At 61.3% G+C, this 18,380-nt stretch carries 17 protein-coding genes and 1 pseudogene; 10 read left to right on the top strand and 8 right to left on the bottom strand.

Annotated features, from left to right (window positions below; genetic code table 11):
- Positions 1–4: 4 nt before the first annotated feature.
- The gene (locus BQ8794_RS27080; RefSeq protein WP_077381604.1) at positions 5–1,456 is read right to left on the bottom strand and encodes an MFS transporter; all 1,452 of its coding nucleotides are present in this window, start codon (positions 1,454–1,456) and stop codon (positions 5–7) included.
- Positions 1,457–1,600: 144 nt separating this feature from the next.
- Between BQ8794_RS27080 and BQ8794_RS27075 the strand changes: the two genes are divergently transcribed.
- Entirely contained in the window at positions 1,601–2,509 is a 909-nt protein-coding gene (locus BQ8794_RS27075; RefSeq protein WP_077381603.1) for a LysR family transcriptional regulator, read from the top strand.
- A gap of 44 nt (positions 2,510–2,553) precedes the next feature.
- On the opposite strand, the gene BQ8794_RS37100 is transcribed toward BQ8794_RS27075, so the two are convergent.
- Complete coding sequence (locus BQ8794_RS37100) at positions 2,554–2,679, bottom strand: hypothetical protein (protein ID WP_280174618.1); 126 nt, start codon at positions 2,677–2,679, stop codon at positions 2,554–2,556.
- A 271-nt stretch (positions 2,680–2,950) separates the two neighbouring features.
- Here BQ8794_RS37100 and coxB point away from each other — a divergent pair, with 271 nt between their 5' ends.
- The 6 genes from coxB (at position 2,951) to BQ8794_RS27045 (ending at position 8,152) form a co-directional block, all read left to right on the top strand.
- Entirely contained in the window at positions 2,951–3,766 is an 816-nt protein-coding gene (gene coxB, locus BQ8794_RS27070; RefSeq protein WP_077381602.1) for a cytochrome c oxidase subunit II, read from the top strand.
- An 89-nt stretch (positions 3,767–3,855) separates the two neighbouring features.
- The gene (gene ctaD, locus BQ8794_RS27065) at positions 3,856–5,625 is read left to right on the top strand and encodes a cytochrome c oxidase subunit I (RefSeq protein WP_077381601.1); all 1,770 of its coding nucleotides are present in this window, start codon (positions 3,856–3,858) and stop codon (positions 5,623–5,625) included.
- Positions 5,622–6,326 (top strand): cytochrome c oxidase subunit 3, encoded by a 705-nt coding sequence (locus tag BQ8794_RS27060; RefSeq protein WP_077381600.1) that lies wholly within the window; start codon positions 5,622–5,624, stop codon positions 6,324–6,326. The genes ctaD and BQ8794_RS27060 overlap by 4 nt, the downstream gene beginning before the upstream one ends.
- Before the next feature lie 13 nt (positions 6,327–6,339).
- Positions 6,340–7,062, top strand: coding sequence for a heme-copper oxidase subunit III family protein (locus BQ8794_RS27055; protein ID WP_077381599.1), 723 nt, complete (start codon positions 6,340–6,342; stop codon positions 7,060–7,062).
- Between the two features lie 31 nt (positions 7,063–7,093).
- Positions 7,094–7,498 (top strand): cytochrome C oxidase subunit IV family protein, encoded by a 405-nt coding sequence (locus BQ8794_RS27050; protein WP_077381598.1) that lies wholly within the window; start codon positions 7,094–7,096, stop codon positions 7,496–7,498.
- 180 nt (positions 7,499–7,678) lie between these two features.
- Entirely contained in the window at positions 7,679–8,152 is a 474-nt protein-coding gene (locus BQ8794_RS27045) for an aminoacyl-tRNA deacylase (RefSeq protein WP_077381597.1), read from the top strand.
- A 57-nt stretch (positions 8,153–8,209) separates the two neighbouring features.
- On the opposite strand, the gene BQ8794_RS27040 is transcribed toward BQ8794_RS27045, so the two are convergent.
- Entirely contained in the window at positions 8,210–9,028 is an 819-nt protein-coding gene (locus BQ8794_RS27040; RefSeq protein WP_077381723.1) for a DUF2189 domain-containing protein, read from the bottom strand.
- Between the two features lie 282 nt (positions 9,029–9,310).
- Positions 9,311–11,161, bottom strand: a complete 1,851-nt coding sequence (locus BQ8794_RS27035) for an adenylate/guanylate cyclase domain-containing protein (RefSeq protein ID WP_077381722.1) — start codon at positions 11,159–11,161, stop codon at positions 9,311–9,313.
- A gap of 275 nt (positions 11,162–11,436) precedes the next feature.
- On the opposite strand from BQ8794_RS27035, the pseudogene BQ8794_RS27030 reads away from it, so the two are divergent.
- Positions 11,437–11,699 (top strand): annotated as a pseudogene (locus BQ8794_RS27030) (IS630 family transposase); the annotation flags it as partial.
- 154 nt (positions 11,700–11,853) lie between these two features.
- Here the strand turns inward: BQ8794_RS27030 and BQ8794_RS27025 are convergent.
- On the bottom strand, positions 11,854–12,816 hold the full coding sequence (locus BQ8794_RS27025; RefSeq protein WP_077381596.1) for a heme o synthase: 963 nt from the start codon (positions 12,814–12,816) through the stop codon (positions 11,854–11,856).
- A 159-nt stretch (positions 12,817–12,975) separates the two neighbouring features.
- Positions 12,976–13,356, bottom strand: coding sequence for a c-type cytochrome (locus BQ8794_RS27020; protein WP_077381595.1), 381 nt, complete (start codon positions 13,354–13,356; stop codon positions 12,976–12,978).
- 285 nt (positions 13,357–13,641) lie between these two features.
- Between BQ8794_RS27020 and BQ8794_RS27015 the strand changes: the two genes are divergently transcribed.
- Both BQ8794_RS27015 and BQ8794_RS27010 read left to right on the top strand, forming a co-directional pair.
- The gene (locus BQ8794_RS27015) at positions 13,642–14,523 is read left to right on the top strand and encodes an alpha/beta fold hydrolase (RefSeq protein WP_077381594.1); all 882 of its coding nucleotides are present in this window, start codon (positions 13,642–13,644) and stop codon (positions 14,521–14,523) included.
- Positions 14,524–14,591: 68 nt separating this feature from the next.
- A complete protein-coding gene (locus BQ8794_RS27010) occupies positions 14,592–14,918 on the top strand; it encodes an antibiotic biosynthesis monooxygenase family protein (protein ID WP_077381593.1) in 327 nt (108 codons plus the stop codon).
- Positions 14,919–15,014: 96 nt separating this feature from the next.
- Here the strand turns inward: BQ8794_RS27010 and tig are convergent, their stop codons facing one another.
- Entirely contained in the window at positions 15,015–16,490 is a 1,476-nt protein-coding gene (tig, locus tag BQ8794_RS27005; protein WP_077381721.1) for a trigger factor, read from the bottom strand.
- A gap of 656 nt (positions 16,491–17,146) precedes the next feature.
- Positions 17,147–17,905: a hypothetical protein gene (locus BQ8794_RS35150; protein WP_143744691.1), complete on the bottom strand. Its 759-nt coding sequence runs from the start codon at positions 17,903–17,905 to the stop codon at positions 17,147–17,149.
- Positions 17,906–18,380 lie beyond the last annotated feature (475 nt).

Below are 18,380 nucleotides of genomic sequence, written 5' to 3'. Positions count from 1 at the left end.
GGTGTCATGACACACCAGGCAGCGACGGGCGTGCCGCGAGAGCGCGGCCTCCGACCGCGACGGCGAGCGCACCGACAATCAGTATTGCCGCGACCGCAAACGTGATGCGCATACCGGTGGCGACGGCGTCGGGCCGCGCCGTTGCGATGTCGATGGCCTCTGAGGCGAATGCGAACACAGCGCCCATGACGGATGCGCCGGTGACGAACCCGAGATTGCGCGACGAGTTGAGCAAGCCGGAAATGACGCCCCGCTGGTCCGGGCTGATATCCGACATGACAGCGGTGTTGTTTGCCGTTTGAAACAGCGCATAGCCAGATGTGATGACGGCGATCGGGACGATGTAGCCAGGGATGCCTGACATCGCCGGCATCATGGATAGGATGAAGCAGCCGGCGGCTATTGCGATGAGCCCGACGATGGTCATGCGCCCAGCGCCAAAACGGTCGGCTATGCGACCAGCCGGCACACCGGTCAGCGCGGCGACAAGCGGACCGACCGACATGACGATGCCCACAACAGCCGCGTCGAGCCCGAGCGCGCGAGACAGATAGAACGGCCCGATCACCAGCGTCGCCATCATCACCGTCGCAACGAGCGCGCTCATGGCGAGGCTCGCACTCAGCATCGCATTGCCGAACGCGGCCAATCGGATCAAAGGCGACGCCACTCTCGCCTCGACAAGCACAAAAAAGCCGGCCGCGAAGACTGCAGCCACCAACAGAGCCAGGTTGAGCGGACCAAAACTGCCACGTCCGATCGTCATTGCGAGCGCATAGGCGCCAAGCGTCAGGGCAAGCAGCAGCGTGCCGACAACGTCGAAGCCGGCCCGATCCGTTTTCAGCCCGCGGCAATCAGCCGGCAGATAGCGATAGGCGAGACAAAATGCCAGCAAGCCCAGCGGCACGTTGACGAGGAAGATCGCCCGCCAACCGGCTCCGGCAATCAGCAGACCGCAGAGCGAGGGACCGAGAGCGGTGCCGATCGCCGACATCGTTCCGAGCAGCCCCATGGCGCTGCCGGTCCTTGCCTTCGGCACTATCTCACCGACAAAAGCCATGGTGAGGACCATCATGATGGCCGCCGCCAAGCCCTGGGCCGCCCGGGCTGCAATCAGCAGCCAGAGCGTCGGCGCCACGCCACACAGGACCGAGGCCACCGTAAACAGGAACAGCCCGGCCAGCAGCAGCCGCCGGCGACCGGTGATGTCACCAAGCCGTCCGACGCTGACGATCAGGGTGGTGATGGCGAGGAGGTAAGCCAGCACTATCCACTGGACCGCCTGGAACGAGGCGTCGAACGCCTGCGCCAACGTCGGCAAGGCGACATTGGCGATGCTGATGCCGAGCGAGGACAGCAACATCGATAGCGAAAGGCTGGCGAGCGCCCACCGAACCGCAGGTGCCCGTTCTGGATTTCCGGCGACGGCCCGTCCTGCATCGATTGGCTTCAACATGAACTCCGTTTTCTGGCGCGACTCCCGCAACGGAGCTGGCAGACAGGTAGTCCTTTGCTTGATATGGCGGAAGGCGCATCATTTGCACTTGACCATTGCGTTTGACGCCATGTCAGATCGTGCCGGCCATGCTACGATCAGCATGTGTCACATCCCGATCTCAATCTGCTTGCCACGCTTGACGTGTTGCTGACGGAAGGCAGCGTGGCGCGCGCCGCCAGAAGGCTGCAGCTGAGCCCGTCGGCGATGAGCCGGGCGCTGGCGCGATTGCGTGAGACGACGGGCGATCCGCTGCTGGTCAGGGCCGGACGCGGCCTCGTTCCGACACCTCGGGCCCTCGAGCTCCGCGAGCGCGTCGGTCGGCTTGTGCAGGACGCCGAAGCCGTTTTGCGCCCTGTTGAGATGCTCGACCTGAAACGGCTTGTGCGGACCTTCACGCTCAGAAATCAGGACGGCTTTGTCGAGAATTTCGGGCCGGATCTCATTGCGCGCGTCGGCGAACAGGCACCGGGCGTGCGCCTGCGTTTTGTATTGAAGCCGGACAAGGACAGCACGCCTCTGCGCGACGGCAGCGTAGACCTGGAAACCGGCGTTGTCGGAAAGACCACGGGACCGGAAATGCGCGCGCAAGCGCTGTTCCGTGATCGTTTCGTCGGCGTCGTGCGGACGGGACATCCGTTGTGCGAGGTGACGATCACCCCTGCCCGCTACGCAGCTGGCCGGCACATCCTCATCTCCCGTCGCGGGCTCGACAGGGGACCGATCGACGATGCCCTTGCGCCGTTGGGGTTGAAACGGGAGATCGTGACGGTCGTCGGCGGCTTTTCGGAAGCTCTGGCTTTAGCGCGTGCCTCGGACCTGATCGCCAGTGCTCCCGAACGCTATACGGGAAACCTGCGCGATGGAATGTTCTGGTTCCCTCTGCCGTTTCCCCTGCCGGAAATCACGGTCTCACTTTTGTGGCACCCGCGGCTGGATGCAGATCCGGCGCACCGTTGGTTGCGCGGCTGCGTTCGAGACGTTTGCGCCGGAACAACCCACTGGATCGCTTAAAGCGCAGCGGTCAAGGCGAGCGTTGCTGATCCGATCACCGGCAACTAGGGATTGCAGGTGCCGGCGATCCGGCCGGCCGCCTTGCTGAACCCGGTAAGGTCGAAATCGGCCTCGTCTCGCCCGACAGCAGCCCAAACCGCCAGGACAGCAAGCCGGTCTGCGAAAACCAATCGCCTGATCCCGTCGGCACCATCCCGAACCAGCCTCCTCGCCCGCGAGGGGGCGGCTTTCACTATTCGGCAGGAAGCCGTGTTGTTCGGCGCCCCAGCAGGTTTTTTCTTCGCGGCAGCCTTCTTCTTCTTGGGTTCTTCCACATCATCGCCCTTGCGTTTTCGGCTGACGGGAAGACCGCACTAGAATTTCGACTGGAAATCGAGCTATGATGCATTTGGCATTTCCTGAGACGGATTCGCGCCCTTGGAATGCCGGGAGGAACGGGATATGGCCATAGCGCTTGTACTCGTTTTGGTAGTTGTGGGCTCAGTGTTGTTCCACTTCCTGAGCCCATGGTGGTGGACGCCGATTGCCTCTAACTGGGACTATATCGACAACACCATCATCATCACCTTCTGGATTACCGGCGTCGTCTTCGCCGCCGTCGTCCTATTCATGGCTTATTGCGTCTTCCGCTTCCGTCATCGGGAAGGCAACCAGGCGGCATACGAACCCGAGAACAAGCGGCTCGAATGGTGGCTGACGATCGTCACCGCGATCGGCGTCACCGCCATGCTGGTTCCCGGCCTGTTCGTCTGGAACCAGTTCGTCAGCGTCCCGAGCGACGCAACAGTGGTCGAAGTCGTCGGCCAGCAATGGCAGTGGAGTTTCCGCTTGCCCGGCAAGGACGGCAAGCTCGGCACGTCCGACACCCGCAACGTCAGCCCTGAAAATCCCCTCGGCGTGAACGCCAGTGATGCCAACGGCCAGGACGATGTCGTCGTCGAAGCCGCCGATCTGCATCTGCCGGTCGGCAAGCCGGTCAAGATGCTGCTCCGCTCGATCGACGTGCTGCACGATTTCTACGTGCCGGAATTCCGCGCCAAGATGGACATGATCCCGGGCTCGGTCACCTATTTCTGGTTCACCCCGACCAAGACCGGAACTTTTCAGGTCCTGTGTGCCGAACTTTGTGGCCAGGGGCACCCGTTGATGAATGGCGTGGTCATGGTCGACACGCCGGAAGACTATCTGGCGTGGCTCGGCGAACAGCAGACTTTTGCGCAATTGTCGGCCCCCCAGCAGGTGGGCTCGGCAGAGTAGACGCCGGCAAAGACGGCGATCTGGGTTGAAATTGCGGCACGGCTCGAAACTGTCGAGTCAGGCCGAAAAGGGCACGGAGGTGTTCCTATATGGTCGATGTCACACCTGCAGATGCGGTACCGCCGGCCGAAGTCGCGGAGATGGAACTCTATCATCCGCACAGCTGGTGGACGAAGTACGTCTTTTCGCAGGACGCCAAGGTCATCGCCATCCAGTATTCGGCGACGGCCACGGCAATCGGCATGGTGGCGCTGGTGCTGTCCTGGATGATGCGACTGCAGCTCGGCTTCCCCGGCACGTTCGACTTCATCACCCCGGAAGCCTACTACCAGTTCATCACCATGCACGGCATGATCATGGTAATCTACCTGCTCACGGCACTCTTCCTCGGCGGCTTCGGCAACTACCTGATCCCGCTGATGGTCGGCGCGCGCGACATGGTCTTTCCCTATGTCAACATGCTGAGCTACTGGATCTACCTGCTCGCCGTGCTGGTTTTGGTGTCGAGCTTCTTTGCGCCCGGCGGACCGACCGGCGCCGGCTGGACGCTCTACCCGCCGCAAGCGATCATGACCGGCACACCGGGCGGCCAGGACTGGGGCATCATCCTGATGCTCGTCTCGCTGATCCTGTTCATCATCGGCTTCACCATGGGCGGCTTGAACTACGTCGTGACGGTGCTGCAGGCCCGCACACGCGGCATGACGCTGATGCGCCTGCCGCTGACCGTCTGGGGTATCTTCACCGCGACGGTCATGGCGCTGCTCGCCTTCCCGGCGCTGTTTGTCGCCTGCGTGATGATGCTGTTCGACCGTGCGCTCGGCACCAGCTTCTTCATGCCGGCCATCGTCGAGATGGGCGAACAACTGCAGCACGGCGGCGGCAGCCCGATCCTGTTCCAGCATCTGTTCTGGTTCTTCGGCCACCCTGAGGTCTACATCGTGGCGCTGCCGGCCTTCGGCATCGTGTCAGATCTGATCAGCACCCATGCGCGCAAGAACATCTTCGGCTACCGGATGATGGTCTGGGCCATCGTCGGCATCGGCGCGCTGAGCTTCGTGGTCTGGGCGCACCACATGTATGTCAGCGGCATGCATCCCTATTTCGGCTTCTTCTTCGCCACCACGACGTTGATCATTGCCGTCCCGACCGCGATCAAGGTCTACAATTGGGTGCTGACGCTGTGGCGCGGCGACATCCACCTCACCGTGCCGATGCTTTTTGCCCTGGCCTTCATCGTCACCTTCGTCAATGGCGGGCTGACCGGACTGTTTCTCGGCAACGTCGTCGTCGACGTTCCGCTGTCGGACACGATGTTCGTCGTTGCCCATTTCCATATGGTCATGGGCGTTGCCCCGATTCTGGTGATCTGCGGGGCGATTTATCACTGGTACCCGAAGGTCACTGGCCGGATGCTGAACGAGGCGATGGGCCAGTTCCATTTCTGGGTCACCTTCCTCGGCGCCTACCTGATTTTCTTTCCTATGCACTACATCGGCCTGATGGGCGTGCCGCGCCGCTACAACGAACTGACCGCCACGACGGTGATGACCGAGTCGGCCCACGACCTGAACGCGTTCATCAGCATCATGGCGTTCCTCGTCGGCTTCGCCCAAATCGTGTTCCTGTTCAATCTGATCTGGAGCATCCGCCACGGCCGCGAGGCCGGCGGCAATCCGTGGCGCGCCACGACACTCGAATGGCAGACGTCCGAAACACCGCCCGCCCATGGCAATTTCGGCAAGGAACTGCCGATCGTCTATCGCTGGGCCTATGACTACAGCGTGCCGGGCGCCAAGGAGGACTTTATCCCGCAAAACATGCCGGGCTCCTTCGGATCCTCCAGGGAGCCGGCATGAGCGTCATTCTGGTCTTCCTCCTCGTCATCGTCGGCTTTGCCGGATGGTGGCTTTCCCATCAGCGGCTGATGGCCAAGCCATGGCTCGAGCAAGGTGTGATCGGGGATATTATCGGCCCGGAAGGATCAGCGCTGCCGACCGCCAAGATCGGCCTCGGCGTCTTCCTCGCCGTCGTCGGCTGCCTGTTTGCGCTTTTCACCAGCGCCTATTTCATGCGCATGGCGCTGTCGGACTGGCAGGCGCTGCCGCTGCCGCGCGTGCTCTGGTTCAACACCGGCGTGCTGGTCCTGAGCAGCATCGCGTTGCAATGCGCCTCGGTCGCTGCGCGCCGGGGCGAGATCGACGCGGTCAGGCTCGGCCTCGTCACGGCTGGGCTCACCGCACTTGCCTTCCTGGTTGGACAAATTGTGGCTTGGCGGGAACTGACCGCCGACGGCTACTTGCTGACCGCCAACCCAGCCAACAGTTTTTTCTACCTGATAACCGGGATGCACGGCCTGCACATACTGGGCGGGCTGGTGGGCCTGGGCAGAACGACCGCCGGCGCCTGGAACGGAGCACGGCCGGAGCGGCTTCGCCTCGGTGTCGAACTGTGCGCCATGTACTGGCATTTCCTGCTTTTCGTCTGGCTCGCCATTTTTGCACTTTTGGCCGGCTGGGCCGCGACTTTTATCGAGATTTGCCGACAGTTGCTGACCTAGGAGGGCCGGACGGATGGCAGACGCGACACTGACGCATACCGGCCAAGCACAGCCGCGACCGGCGGGCTTGCAAGGCGTCGCCGCCGACTGGTCCTCGGATCAGCGCGCCTTCAAGAACGTGTCCTGGGGCAAGGCCATGATGTGGATCTTCCTGCTCAGCGACACCTTTGTCTTCGGCTGCTTCCTGCTCTCCTACATGACCGCGCGCATGTCCACCCGAGTGCCGTGGCCCAATCCGAGCGAGGTCTTTGCGCTTCACATTGGCGGCTCGAATATTCCACTGATCCTTATCGCGATCATGACCTTCGTGCTGATCTCGAGCAGCGGAACGATGGCCATGGCGGTGAATTTCGGCTACCGCCACGACCGTCGCAAGACGGCGATCCTGATGCTTTTGACCGCAGCGCTCGGCGCAACCTTCGTCGGCATGCAGGCCTTCGAATGGACCAAGCTGATCACCGAAGGGGTACGGCCCTGGGGCAATCCGTGGGGTGCGGCGCAGTTCGGGTCATCCTTCTTCATGATCACCGGCTTTCACGGCACCCATGTGACGTTCGGGGTGATCTTCCTGATCATCGTGGCGCGAAAGGTCTGGCGCGGAGATTACGAAACCGGGCGGCCCGGGTTCTTCACCAGTCGCAGGGGCCGCTACGAGCACGTCGAGATCATGGGGCTCTACTGGCATTTCGTCGACCTGGTTTGGGTGTTCATTTTCGCATTCTTCTATCTTTGGTGAGAGGCAGACATGGCTTTGGTGAGAGGCAGATATGGCTGAAGCAACCGCAAACGGCCTGGGGCAACATACGCTGCACGGAGTTCAAGCGCATGATCCGGCAGCAACCGGCATCGCGCCTGCGGAGGTTCATCAGGAGCACCCGATCAAGCTCTATCTGGTGGTCTGGGCATGGCTGTTCATCCTCAGCGCCTGCTCCTATCTGGTCGACTATGTCGGCCTCCAGGGCTATCTCAGATGGTCGCTGATCCTGATCTTCATGATGCTCAAGGCTGGGCTGATCGTCGCGGTCTTCATGCACATGGCCTGGGAACGGCTGGCGCTGACCTATGCGATCATATTGCCGCCGATCCTGGTGCTGGTATTCGTGGCAATGATGGTCTTCGAATCGGAGTACACGCTTTTCACCCGGACGCTGTTTTTTGGGACCGAGCCCTGACGCGCAAATCCGGGTTCGGGCGGCATTTCCCGTCAAGGACAGGAGGGGCTGTTCGCGGCCCGCTCTGCCTTGCCTTGAAACGGTCGACAGCTGGCCCATTTTTGTCACCACCGGAAAACGACAGAAGGAGAACGATTTTCGTCGTTTCTCCGTCGCGAACTCCAGGAAGGGAGGCCCAAGATGACGATCGCAAACAGATTGAAGGACTTTATCGACGAGAAAGGAGTTTCCTACGACACCGTCGAGCACCACCGCACGTCGACAAGCAGGCAGTCCGCCTTAGCGGCGCATGTGCCCGGCAGCATAATGGCCAAATCGGTGGTGGTGCACCACGACGGTGGCTATGCGCTGGCCGTGGTCCCCAGTACGCACAGGATCGAGCTCGGCACGTTGCAGGACGTGATGCACCAGCGTATCGGGCTCGCCTCCGAGGACGAGGTGGTTTCGCTCTTCGAGGATTGCGACACCGGCGCCATCCCGCCGATCGGCGCGGCCTACGATGTGCCGGTGATTGTCGATGAAAGCCTCGGCAATGCCGGCGATATCTATTTCGAGGGTGGCGACCACAGGACGCTCGTCCATGTCAGCGGCAAGGATTTCCGCAACCTGACCAGCGACGCACAACAAGCCCGCTTTAGCTACCCGGCTTACTAAGCGCTCTTGCCAACCTGCCGCAGCGGCCTCTCGCCGGTGCGGCAGGGCAGAATTTTTTCAGTCCGCCGGTCTGGTGGAGGCCGGCGATTCCACGACTTTCCGATAGACGTGCCAGGTGGCGTGGCCGAGGATCGGCAGCACCACCGCCAGCCCGGCAAACACCGGCAGCGAGCCTATGATCAGGGCGACGGCGACAATCAGGCCCCAGACAGCCATCACGATCGGGTTCGCCAGCACCACCCGCACCGAGGTATGGATGGCTTCGTAGGCGCCGACGTCGCGGTCGAGCAACAACGGGAACGCGACGACCGTGGTGCACAACACGACCGCGGCGAAGACGAAGCCGATCGCGTGGCCAACGATAATCAGCGTCCAGCCGCGTCCGGTGGCGAATATTTCACTGATGAAGCTGGACAGTGATTCCGGCGGGGCCGAGCCGAACACCTGCTGATAAAATATCTGCGCGGTCAACAGCCAGGCGATAAAGATCGCAAGCAGCATGATCCCGACCGCCGCGATGGCCGGCAGCGCTGGAGAATTCCTGACCTCGAAAGCGTGGCTCCATGAGGCGTCGAGCCCGGCCTCTCTCCGCCGGCTGATCTCATAGAGGCCGAGCGCCGCGAATGGACCGATCAGCGCAAAACCAGACACCAGCGGAAACAACAGCGGCAACGCGTTGTTGCCCGACGTCCAGACAGCGAGCACGACGCCGACAAGCGGATAGATCAGGCAGAGGAAAACGATGTGCGACGGTTTGACCATGAAGTCGTCGACACCACGCTTGAGCGCGTCGAAAAGGTCGGAAACGCCGATCTTTCGAATTCTGGTGTGCTCCAGCGTCTCGCTGGCGCCTGCAATCACGTGAAAACTTGCCATGACCATTCCTCCAGACAGGTCCGGTAAGGTCGCGATTTCACGGTGCGTTCAGCGTGACTGGCCACGCAAAATCGCAACCTGCACCATGATCAACATACGCTCTTGCATGGGATTTGTCGCTGCCCTTTATCCGGGAGGACGGCCTCGGTGATCAGGCTAGTGGTCGAAGACTGGCGCTTAGTACCGGCGTCGTAAGCCCGCTCAGGGTGGTTTCTGCCGTACTTCTCGTCTCTGCGAGATGCATCATTTGGAACATCCAGTCACGACAAACTTATGTTATGCTTATTTCTCCGGCAGCCCGGCAGCAATGAGATCGGCGATCTGGCGGTTGAGGATGGCTGGGTCGCTGGCGAAGGCGATTTCATGCCAGCGATGGGCGGTGAAGCCGGGGATCATTCTCAAGGCCTTCCCGATCTCAGCCTTCGCCTCATCGGGCAAGCCGAGCCGCACCGCATTGATGGCCCGCAGCAGCGGTGCATTGACGAAGACATCGCCTATTTCTTTCATGGTCTCGCGCGACTCGACGTATCGTTCCGCAGCGGTCTCCGCCCAGCCTTTGTACATCGCGTACATGGCAATGAGCGCTGGGTCGTTCCTGATCGCGAAGTCGGCCCAGTCGATAGCCTTGTCATAGTTTCCCACAAATGTGTGAAACTGCGAACAGTCGCCGCGCAGAAAGGCGTCGTTCGGAGCCAGGGCCACTGCAAGTTCCGCTTCCTGCACCGCGGCTTGCAAATCGCCTTCGAGGGTGTGGACATAGGCAAACAAATAATGAGCCAGCTTCTTCTCCAAGGGAGAGAGCCCCTTGATCGCGAAGGCTTCGCGAACGAGTTGGCCTGCCCGGCGGATATCGTCGGTCGGTGCACCGCTCCAACCATTGACGACTTCAAAGGTGTGATAAAAGCCGAGCTTGATACGGAGCAGTGCCGAATCGGGAAATTCGGCAAGGCCCTGGGTCCAGATGCGGCCAGCTTCGGTATTTCCCTCGGGCGTGAGTTGCATCAGCAGATCGTGGCCGCGCAGATAATAGTCATACTCCCGAAGATTGGCCGTATCCTGGCCCCAGGCTTCGCGGTATTGGGCCCGCTTGAGTTGTCCCTTCTCGCCGGTCAGCGCGCCGATGATCTTGCCCGTCACCTCGTCCTGCAGCGCCCATGGATCGGTGCCGGTCTTGTCGAAACGCTCGGCCCAGACATGCTCGCCGGACTTGGCGTCGACAAGCTGCGCGACAATGCGAACCTTGTCGGCGTCCTTTCGGACACTGCCTTCTAGCACGTAGCCGACGCCGAGCTCCTTGCCGACCTGCCGGATATCGGTGGCCCTGCCCTTGTAGGTGAAGGACGAATTGCGGGCGATCACCGAAAGATCTGGCGCGCGGGCCAGCATCGAGATGATGTCTTCGGCAACGCCGTCGCCGAAATAGGTGAGGGCTGGATCGCCGCCCATGTTGTCGAAGGGCAGCACCGCGATCGAGGGAATGGTGGCCGAGGCCGTTGGCGCATCAGCAGGCGTAGTCCCGACGAACCACATCGCCGCCAATGCCGCAATCGCGGCGAGCGCGGCGGCCCATGGCGCCAGTCGCCGGGCGGAGACGGGTGCGCGGCGCTTCACCAGTGCGCCGTCGAGCTTGGCCCTGAAGGCCTGGATCGGCTCCGCAATGTTTTTGACCCGTTGCGGGCCCATCGGCTCGAAGCCGAAGGCGAGTTTCTTCTCCACCTCCTTGGCGACCTTCCCGGAAACCCAAATGCCGCCCGGCTCGGCGAGCTGCTCCAGACGCGTGGCAATGTTGACGCCCTCGCCGAAGCGGTCGTCTCCCTCAACAATCATCTCGCCTAGATTGATGCCGATGCGCACCTGGATGCGCTGATCGTCCGGCACCTCGGCGTTGCGCTCCGCCAGTCCGCGCTGGAGCGAGGCCGCGCATTCGACTGCATCGACCACCGAACCGAATTCGGCCAGCATGCCGTCGCCCATGAGCTTGAACACGCGCCCGTGGTGCCTCGCGATTTCGGGTTCGAACAGCTGCTCGCGCCCGGCTTTGAGCCGCTCATAGGTGCCCTTCTCGTCGCGCTCCATGAGCGCCGAGTAGCCAACCACATCGGCAGCAAAAATGGCGGCGAGCTTGCGATCCACAATCGCGTTCTCCAGTCGGGCCATGCCGGACAAGGGCACCATAGCAGAATTCAGAAGCTTTGTGTTGCCGCAAGGACCCTTGCTGTGGATGCACCGGAAGGTCTGGAATGGGGTCATGGGCGTGAGTTCGGCCGAGGACGAGCAAACTTCCGCAAAGGGTCACAGAACAGGTATTCCGCACCGGGTACCGGGCGTCAGATTTTTGCCACGTGGTTCCCGCCTGACATAAGAGTCCGGCTTGGGGTTCCCCTTTGCGACTGGGCATGCGAGCCTGACTCAACCGTCATCAGCGGTTCGCCTTCCACTTCACACCGACCTCATGCTCGTGGCTCAACGCGGTCGAGGGCTTCTTGCAAAACTGTCGAAACGTCGCCTCAAGCGGGGCGTCCTTCCACTCCGTCGTCGACCTCCAGGCCGCGATCAACCGCTTCCTCGCAGAGCACAACCAGCAGCCCAGCCCTTCTCTTGGACTGCCGACCCCGACAAGATCATTGCTGCCGTCAAACGCTGGCACCAAGTGTCAGATTCCATCCACTAGCCCTAACGGCCTTTGTTCGATAGTCTCAAACTGGGTTGAAGGGGGTGAAGGTCATGGATGGAAAGACCGTTCTCATACTCGGCCTTGGCGTCGTTATTCTGCTGTTTTTGGGATTTTGTGCACTGCCGACGTGAGGCCTGAGCAGGTCATTTCGTCAATTTCCGGCCATCAAATTTCCGGCTGACATGACGGCACGCATTGCAACGGTATCGGCAAGCAGCACGGCAAAGATCGCGAAAAGATAGAATATCGAATAGGCAAACAGCGCCTTTGCGCGTTTCATCTCCCATCCTTCAGCCCACCTTTTGTCGACCAGAAGCTTCCAGGCATGCCAGATGAAACCCGCGCCCAATGCGGCCGAAACAATCCCGTACAATCCGCTCGCGAATCCGAAAGCCCAAGGGAGCACGCCGATTGGTGCCAGGATCAGCGAATAGACGAAGATTTGTTTCCTGGTCGAAACCTGGCCGGCCACGTTCGGCATCATGGGAATGCCGGCCGCGGCATAGTCGCCGATCTTGAACAGCGCGAGCGCCCAGAAATGCGGCGGCGTCCAGAGGAAAATGATCATAAACAGGACGAGACTTTCAACCCCGACAGCGCCGGTGGCGGCCGCCCACCCGATGACAGGAGGAAGGGCCCCTGCGGCGCCGCCTATGACGATGTTCTGCGGCGTCGAGCGTTTCAGCCACATCGTGTAGATGACGACGTAAAAGAAGATGGTGAAGGCCAGCAGCGATGCGGCGAGCCACCCCACCAGCACGCCGAGCGTCATGATCGCAAGTACGGAAAGCACCAGGCCGAAGCCGAGCGCTTCGCCTGGCGTGACCCGGCCTGACGGAACCGGCCGCTTTGACGTGCGCGACATCAACGCGTCAATATCGGCATCGTACCACATGTTGAGTGCCCCGGCCGCTCCCGCTCCAACCGCAATTGCACCAATTGCAATCACGGCGATGACCGGATTCATCGCCCCGGGCGCCACCATCAGGCCGACGAAAGCGGTAAAAACAGCAAGGGCCATGACGCGTGGTTTCAGAAGCGCGAAGAAATCACTGACCGTCGCTTCCGAAATTGGGATACCGGTATCCTTGAGGCCGCTTTCCCGAGCCGACATCTCAGGCGACTACCGATTGGCACACGCAATCTGGCCGGCCCATCGGCCGGCGGAAGAGCCAGGCTACTTCCTGGTGGAAGAACCGGGTTACTTCCTGGTGGAAGAACCGGGTTACTTCCTGGTGGAAGAACCTGGTTACTTCCTGGAGGAAGAACCAGGTCATTTGGAGAATTGCTTCAGATAGGCGATGACGTTGGCAAGATCCTCGTCCTTCTTGAGACCGGGAAACGCCATCTTCCCACCTTTGATCATGGCCTTGGGATCGCGAAGATAATTCGTCAGCGTGGCGTCGTCCCATTTGACGCCGGATTTACCCGCCTCGGTCATGGCTTTGGAATACTTGAACCCCGGATGCGTGCCGGCCGTCCGGCCGATGACGCCGCTCAGCGACGGCCCGACCTTGTTCTGATCCTTGTCAACGACGTGACAAACCTTGCATTTGGCAAAGACCTTCTCACCCGCGGCGGCATCCTGTGCCTGGGATTGGCTCGTGACGAAGATCGCAACGGACACGACTGCGAAAAACGCGATTGCACGCATGGCATATCCTCCCCGATCGCCAAATCTGCTGGACGATCTGCGCGTGCCGACACGGCATGCGCCCCTTCACGACAGAGCGGAATATCCGCGTCTCCCGCATGGAATTGCGGCATTTACATACCACAGAATCTGGCCAGCAGATAGAAGAAGTCGATCCGCACGATCGCCGCTGAGGCGACGAGGCAGGCCGATCGGCGTCGAGCGCAACCGGAACGCATACCGGGTAAAGGCGTTAGACCAGTTACGGTCAAACATCTGGAAGACAAAAAAATCAGAGAAGTGTCGATGAACGACAGGAGCGACCTGGAGGTGCGCCACGGCACCCGGACGATCGACGGGGACACCGTCTTTTACAGAGAAGCGGGTCCTGAAACCGCGCCGGTGTTGCTGCTTCCGCATGGCTATCCCTGCTCATCCTTCCAATATCGCCGGCTGATGGCGGCGCTCGCCGATCGGTGGCGGACGGTCGCGCCGGATTTCCCCGGCTTTGGCTACAGTGGCGATCCGGCACGGTTCGGTTATGATTTTGATGCCTATGCAATTTTCCTGGAGCGGTTCACCGACGCGCTGGAGCTCGGCAGCTACGCGCTATGGCTGCACGACTACGGCTCGCAGATCGGCCTGCGCCACGCCATAGCGCACCCATCGCGGATCAGGGCCCTGATCATCCAGAATGGCGACATCTACGCCGATGCTCTTGGCCCGAAATACGAAACGATCCGGCGCTTCTGGCGCGATCCTTCACCAGCCAACCGTGCACCGCTCGAACAGGCGGTGAGCGAAGACGGCTTTCGCGCCGAGTTCGTAGGCGAAGTCGATGACGACGTCGCTCGACGTGTCCCGCCCGATCTGTGGAAGTTGCATTGGCCGCTGATGGATACGCCTGTGCGCCGTGCGCTTTCAGTCGGACTGATGGAGAAGCTCAAGGCTAATCTCGACTGGTTCCCTCGTTACCAGGCATACCTGCGCGAGCAGCGGCCACCGGCAATCATCCTTTGGGGACCGAAGGACGAATACATGCCCGAGCCGGCAGCGCGCGCCTATCTGCGCGATCTCCCCGAGGCCGAGCTGCATTTGCTGGACGACGCCGGGCACTGGCTGCTGGAGACACACTTCGAGGTCGCCCTGCCACTGGTGCGACGGTTTCTGGGCAAGGTCCTGCATTAATCGCCCGCACAACACCGCAGCGGATTCCGCCCCATCCTCATGACAACCCATCGAGAGGAGCGCACTCCATGATCGACAACGCCACAATCGCCCGGATCTGGCGGGGAAGGACACGCCGTGATCTGGCTGACGCCTACGAGCCATATCTACGCCGCGAAGGCATTCCGCCGCTTCAGGAGAAGGCACTGGGCGTGCAGTTGTTTCGCGAGGATCGCGAAGAAGAGACAGAGTTCGTGACGATCTCGTTCTGGCCTGATGTCGAAGCAATGGCGAGCTTCACCGGCGGTGACCCGCATAAGATCCATCACCTGCCGCGTGACGAAGAGTTTCTCGTCGAGCTGCCCAAACGGGTCACCGTGATGCGGATCCTCGTCAATCAATTGCCGCGCGAATAGGGCGGCAGCGGTGGCGGCAACGGCCTTGCGACGTCGGCGGCACACCCAAAAAAGGCCGCCTCGAGGGCGGCCTTTCACATCCAGCAGAATGCCGTGTTATTCGGCGTCCTTGGCAGCTTTCTTCTTCGGCGCGGGCTTCTTCTTGGGCTCTTCCGCATCGTCGGCCTTGTTGGCGTCGGCCTTCTTTGCTGCGGCTTTCTTCGCCGGCTTCGCCTTGGCCGTCTCGCTGTCCTCGTCGTCGTCGGCCATCAGTTCTTCCTTGCTGACCTTGACGTCGGTGACCGAAATCTGGCTGAGCAGATGGTCGACCACCTTCTCCTCGAACAGCGGCGCGCGCAACGTGTTCAGCGCTTCGGGATTGCTGCGGTAGAATTCGAAGGCTTCCTGCTGCTGGTTGGCCGGATAGCGGCGCACCTGCTCGAGCAGGCCACGCTGCAGTTCCTCGTCCGACACGGTGACGCCGGCCTTCTCGCCGATTTCGGCGAGAACCAGGCCGAGACGCACACGGCGCTCGGCAAGCCGCATATATTCGGCGCGCGCCTCTTCTTCCGTCGTCTCCTCGTCGGCGAAGGTGCGGCCGGCGGCTTCCAGATCGCGGTTGACCTGGTTCCAGATGTTGTTGAACTCGGCCTCGACGAGCTTCGACGGCGCCTCGAACGAATAGGCGGCGTCGAGCTGGTCGAGCAGCTGGCGCTTGATTTTCTGGCGCGTCATCGAGCCGAACTGGTTCTCGATCTGGCCGCGCACCACCTCACGCAGGCGCTCCAGCGACTCCAGGCCGAGATTCTTGGCCATTTCGTCGTTGATCTCCAACGCCCCGGGCTGGGACACTTCCTTGACGGTGACGTCGAAGGTGGCTTCCTTGCCGGCCAGATGCGCCGCCTGGTAGTTTTCCGGGAACGTGACCGTGACCTGCCTCTCGTCGCCGGCCTTGCTGCCGATGAGCTGATCCTCGAAGCCGGGAATGAATTCCTTGGAGCCGAGCACCAGCGGCTGGTCCGTGCCGGCGCCGCCGCTGAAGGCTTCGCCGTCGATCTTGCCGACATAGTCGATCGTCACGCGGTCGCCCTCGGCGGCCTTGCCGGTCTTCGGTTCGTAGGTGCGCGCCGATTCGGCGACACGCTTGACCTGCTCGTCGATTTCCGAATCCGGCACGTCGAACACCTGACGCGTCACCTTGATGTCGGAGAAATCCTTGATCTCGATCGGCGGAATGATCTCGTAGTTCAGGCGGAACTCGAAGTCGGCGCCGCCGGCCAGGATCTTCTCGGCCTCCTTCTCGTCCTCGGTCATGATCACTTCGGGCTGCATGGCAGCCTTTTCGCCGCGGCCGGTAATGATCGATCGGGTCGAATCGTTGAGGATCTCGTTGACCACTTCGGCCATGAACGACTTGCCGTAGACCTTGCGCAGGTGCTGCACCGGCACCTTGCCGGGGCGAAAGCCGTTGATGCGGACCTTGCTCCTGGCATCGGAAAGCCGCGCCATCAGCTTGGCTTCCATGTCACCGGCCGGCACGGTGATCTTGATCTCGCGCTTGAGACCGGAGTTGAGCGTTTCGGTGACCTGCATCATAGAACCTTCGTTTCCACCAATGAGGCAGCCAAACGGCTCTTGCCGTTTACAGCCTGCCGGTATGATCTTGCCGGGAATGGCTTTTGGTGCGGGACTTGGCGATCTGTCCACTCAACGCGGCTCAAATCGTCCAGAAACACGCTCCAAAATGTGAATAAGTCTTTGTTTTTCCGACTTCTTATCACATTCTGCAGAAGTGGATCGTCGCATCCCGTCACGTTCGACACGCCTTTTGTCACAGGCGCGGCCGATTTTCAACCATCTTCGCGTCTACAGCGCCGCGCGTCATCTTGGACGCGCACAGGATGCTGGAGCACCTTGATTTTGGCGCATGATCCCCAAAAATACGATTTTTCGTTTTTCGGGATCATGCGCCGGCGAACGGCCGCTATTTTGACCGCGACATTGACAGAATGATGGCTGCCTGCCGGGCAACGCGGATGCGGCGGAATTGCTGGACGCGCTGGCTTCAGGTTCCACTCCCTCTTGGCTCCCGCTGGTTTAGCCACCCCGAAGTCGTCAGCCGCTCAGCGCAGCGGTCCTGATGCAGAGAAGCCCGCCACCTTACGAGTGACGGGCCGGCCGCGAGGCCAGGAGAGTGTTGTCAAAGCCTGCACGGCCGATGCGACACTCCCGTTTGCGCAACAGTCTTCTCAGCGGCGTGCGATCAGCAAGCAAAGCTCACGTAGGTCGCGATCGTATGTGCCGCTGCTCCCGAGCACGTCGACGCAGCGCTTCTTCATCCGTGTCAACTGGCTGCTGGACATCTGCGCGACCAGGCTCACTCCGGGAGCGCCGGGGGTTCCAGTAGTCCCGGATGTTCCAGCAAGGGTCCCGCCGCCGACGCCTACACCGACGCCGACGCCGCTCGTCCCACCAACATTGGCACCCACACCCGCTGCAACGATGCCGGTGCCGCCTACATTTGCGCCTGCGCCAGCAGTGATACCACCGGTGCCGCCGGCATTGGCGCCCAGGCCGGCCGTGACGCCACGCGTGCCGCCGACATTGGCACCCAGGCCAGCCGTGACGCCACGCGTGCCGCCGACATTGGCGCCGGCACCAGCGCTAACGCCCCTGCTGCCGCCGATCGAGGCGCCGGCGCCGGCATTCACCCCGCTTCGGCCGCCGATCGAAGCGCCGACACCCGCGATAATGCGTTTCTTGCCGCCGATCGATTTGCCGGCTCCCGTATTTAGCCCGCTGCTACCGCCGATCGAAGCGCCGACTCCCGCATTGACGCCGCCACTGCCGCCAATCGAGGCGCCGAGACCGGCGTTTACGCCGCCTCGGCCGCCAACCGATGCGCCGGCGCCGACGGTAATGCCGCCTGCGCTGGAGGGAAGAGAAAGAGATAAAACAAGTGCGCCACAGGCCAAAGCTGCGGCGAAGCTGTTAACGACGTTTGCCATGACACTCTCCTTTGGTGATTACCTCGCAGCAGCAGTTTCAAGGCCACTACTTTAGCAATAACGAACCCACAGGGTGTTTGAATCGCTAACACGAAACAATGTTTGCGGTCGTGACTTACGGGTAGAAAAATATTCCGAATCAATTTGAAAGAATTTGAATACATCCTTGGGCAGGAAGACCGGCCGCCGACGAGTTCGTTCGCGCCGCCGTCGCCTACTTTGGACAGAAAGTCCGCGCCGTGGCCGCCGACGGCACCATTCGGTGTTCATCTTGGTGTTCAGCTTGCGAGGAGACTGAATGTCCGCCACAACTTTGTGCTCCAGCGGCAGACATTATATGACCGTCAGTTGAGCGCGATGCCGATGCACGGCGCGGCGTTTGCCCACGGTCCACGGGCTGGGACTTGCCCAAGCGACCGGCGTGGACGCCAACGCGAGGCCCAAAAACCTCGAAAATCTAAGTGTTGAACTTGTG

Source organism: Mesorhizobium prunaredense (assembly GCF_900156895.1).
Taxonomy (GTDB): Bacteria; Pseudomonadota; Alphaproteobacteria; order Rhizobiales; family Rhizobiaceae; genus Mesorhizobium; species Mesorhizobium prunaredense.
Note: the sequence above shows the minus strand (reverse complement) of the source record. Positions and strands in the feature narration are given on the sequence as shown.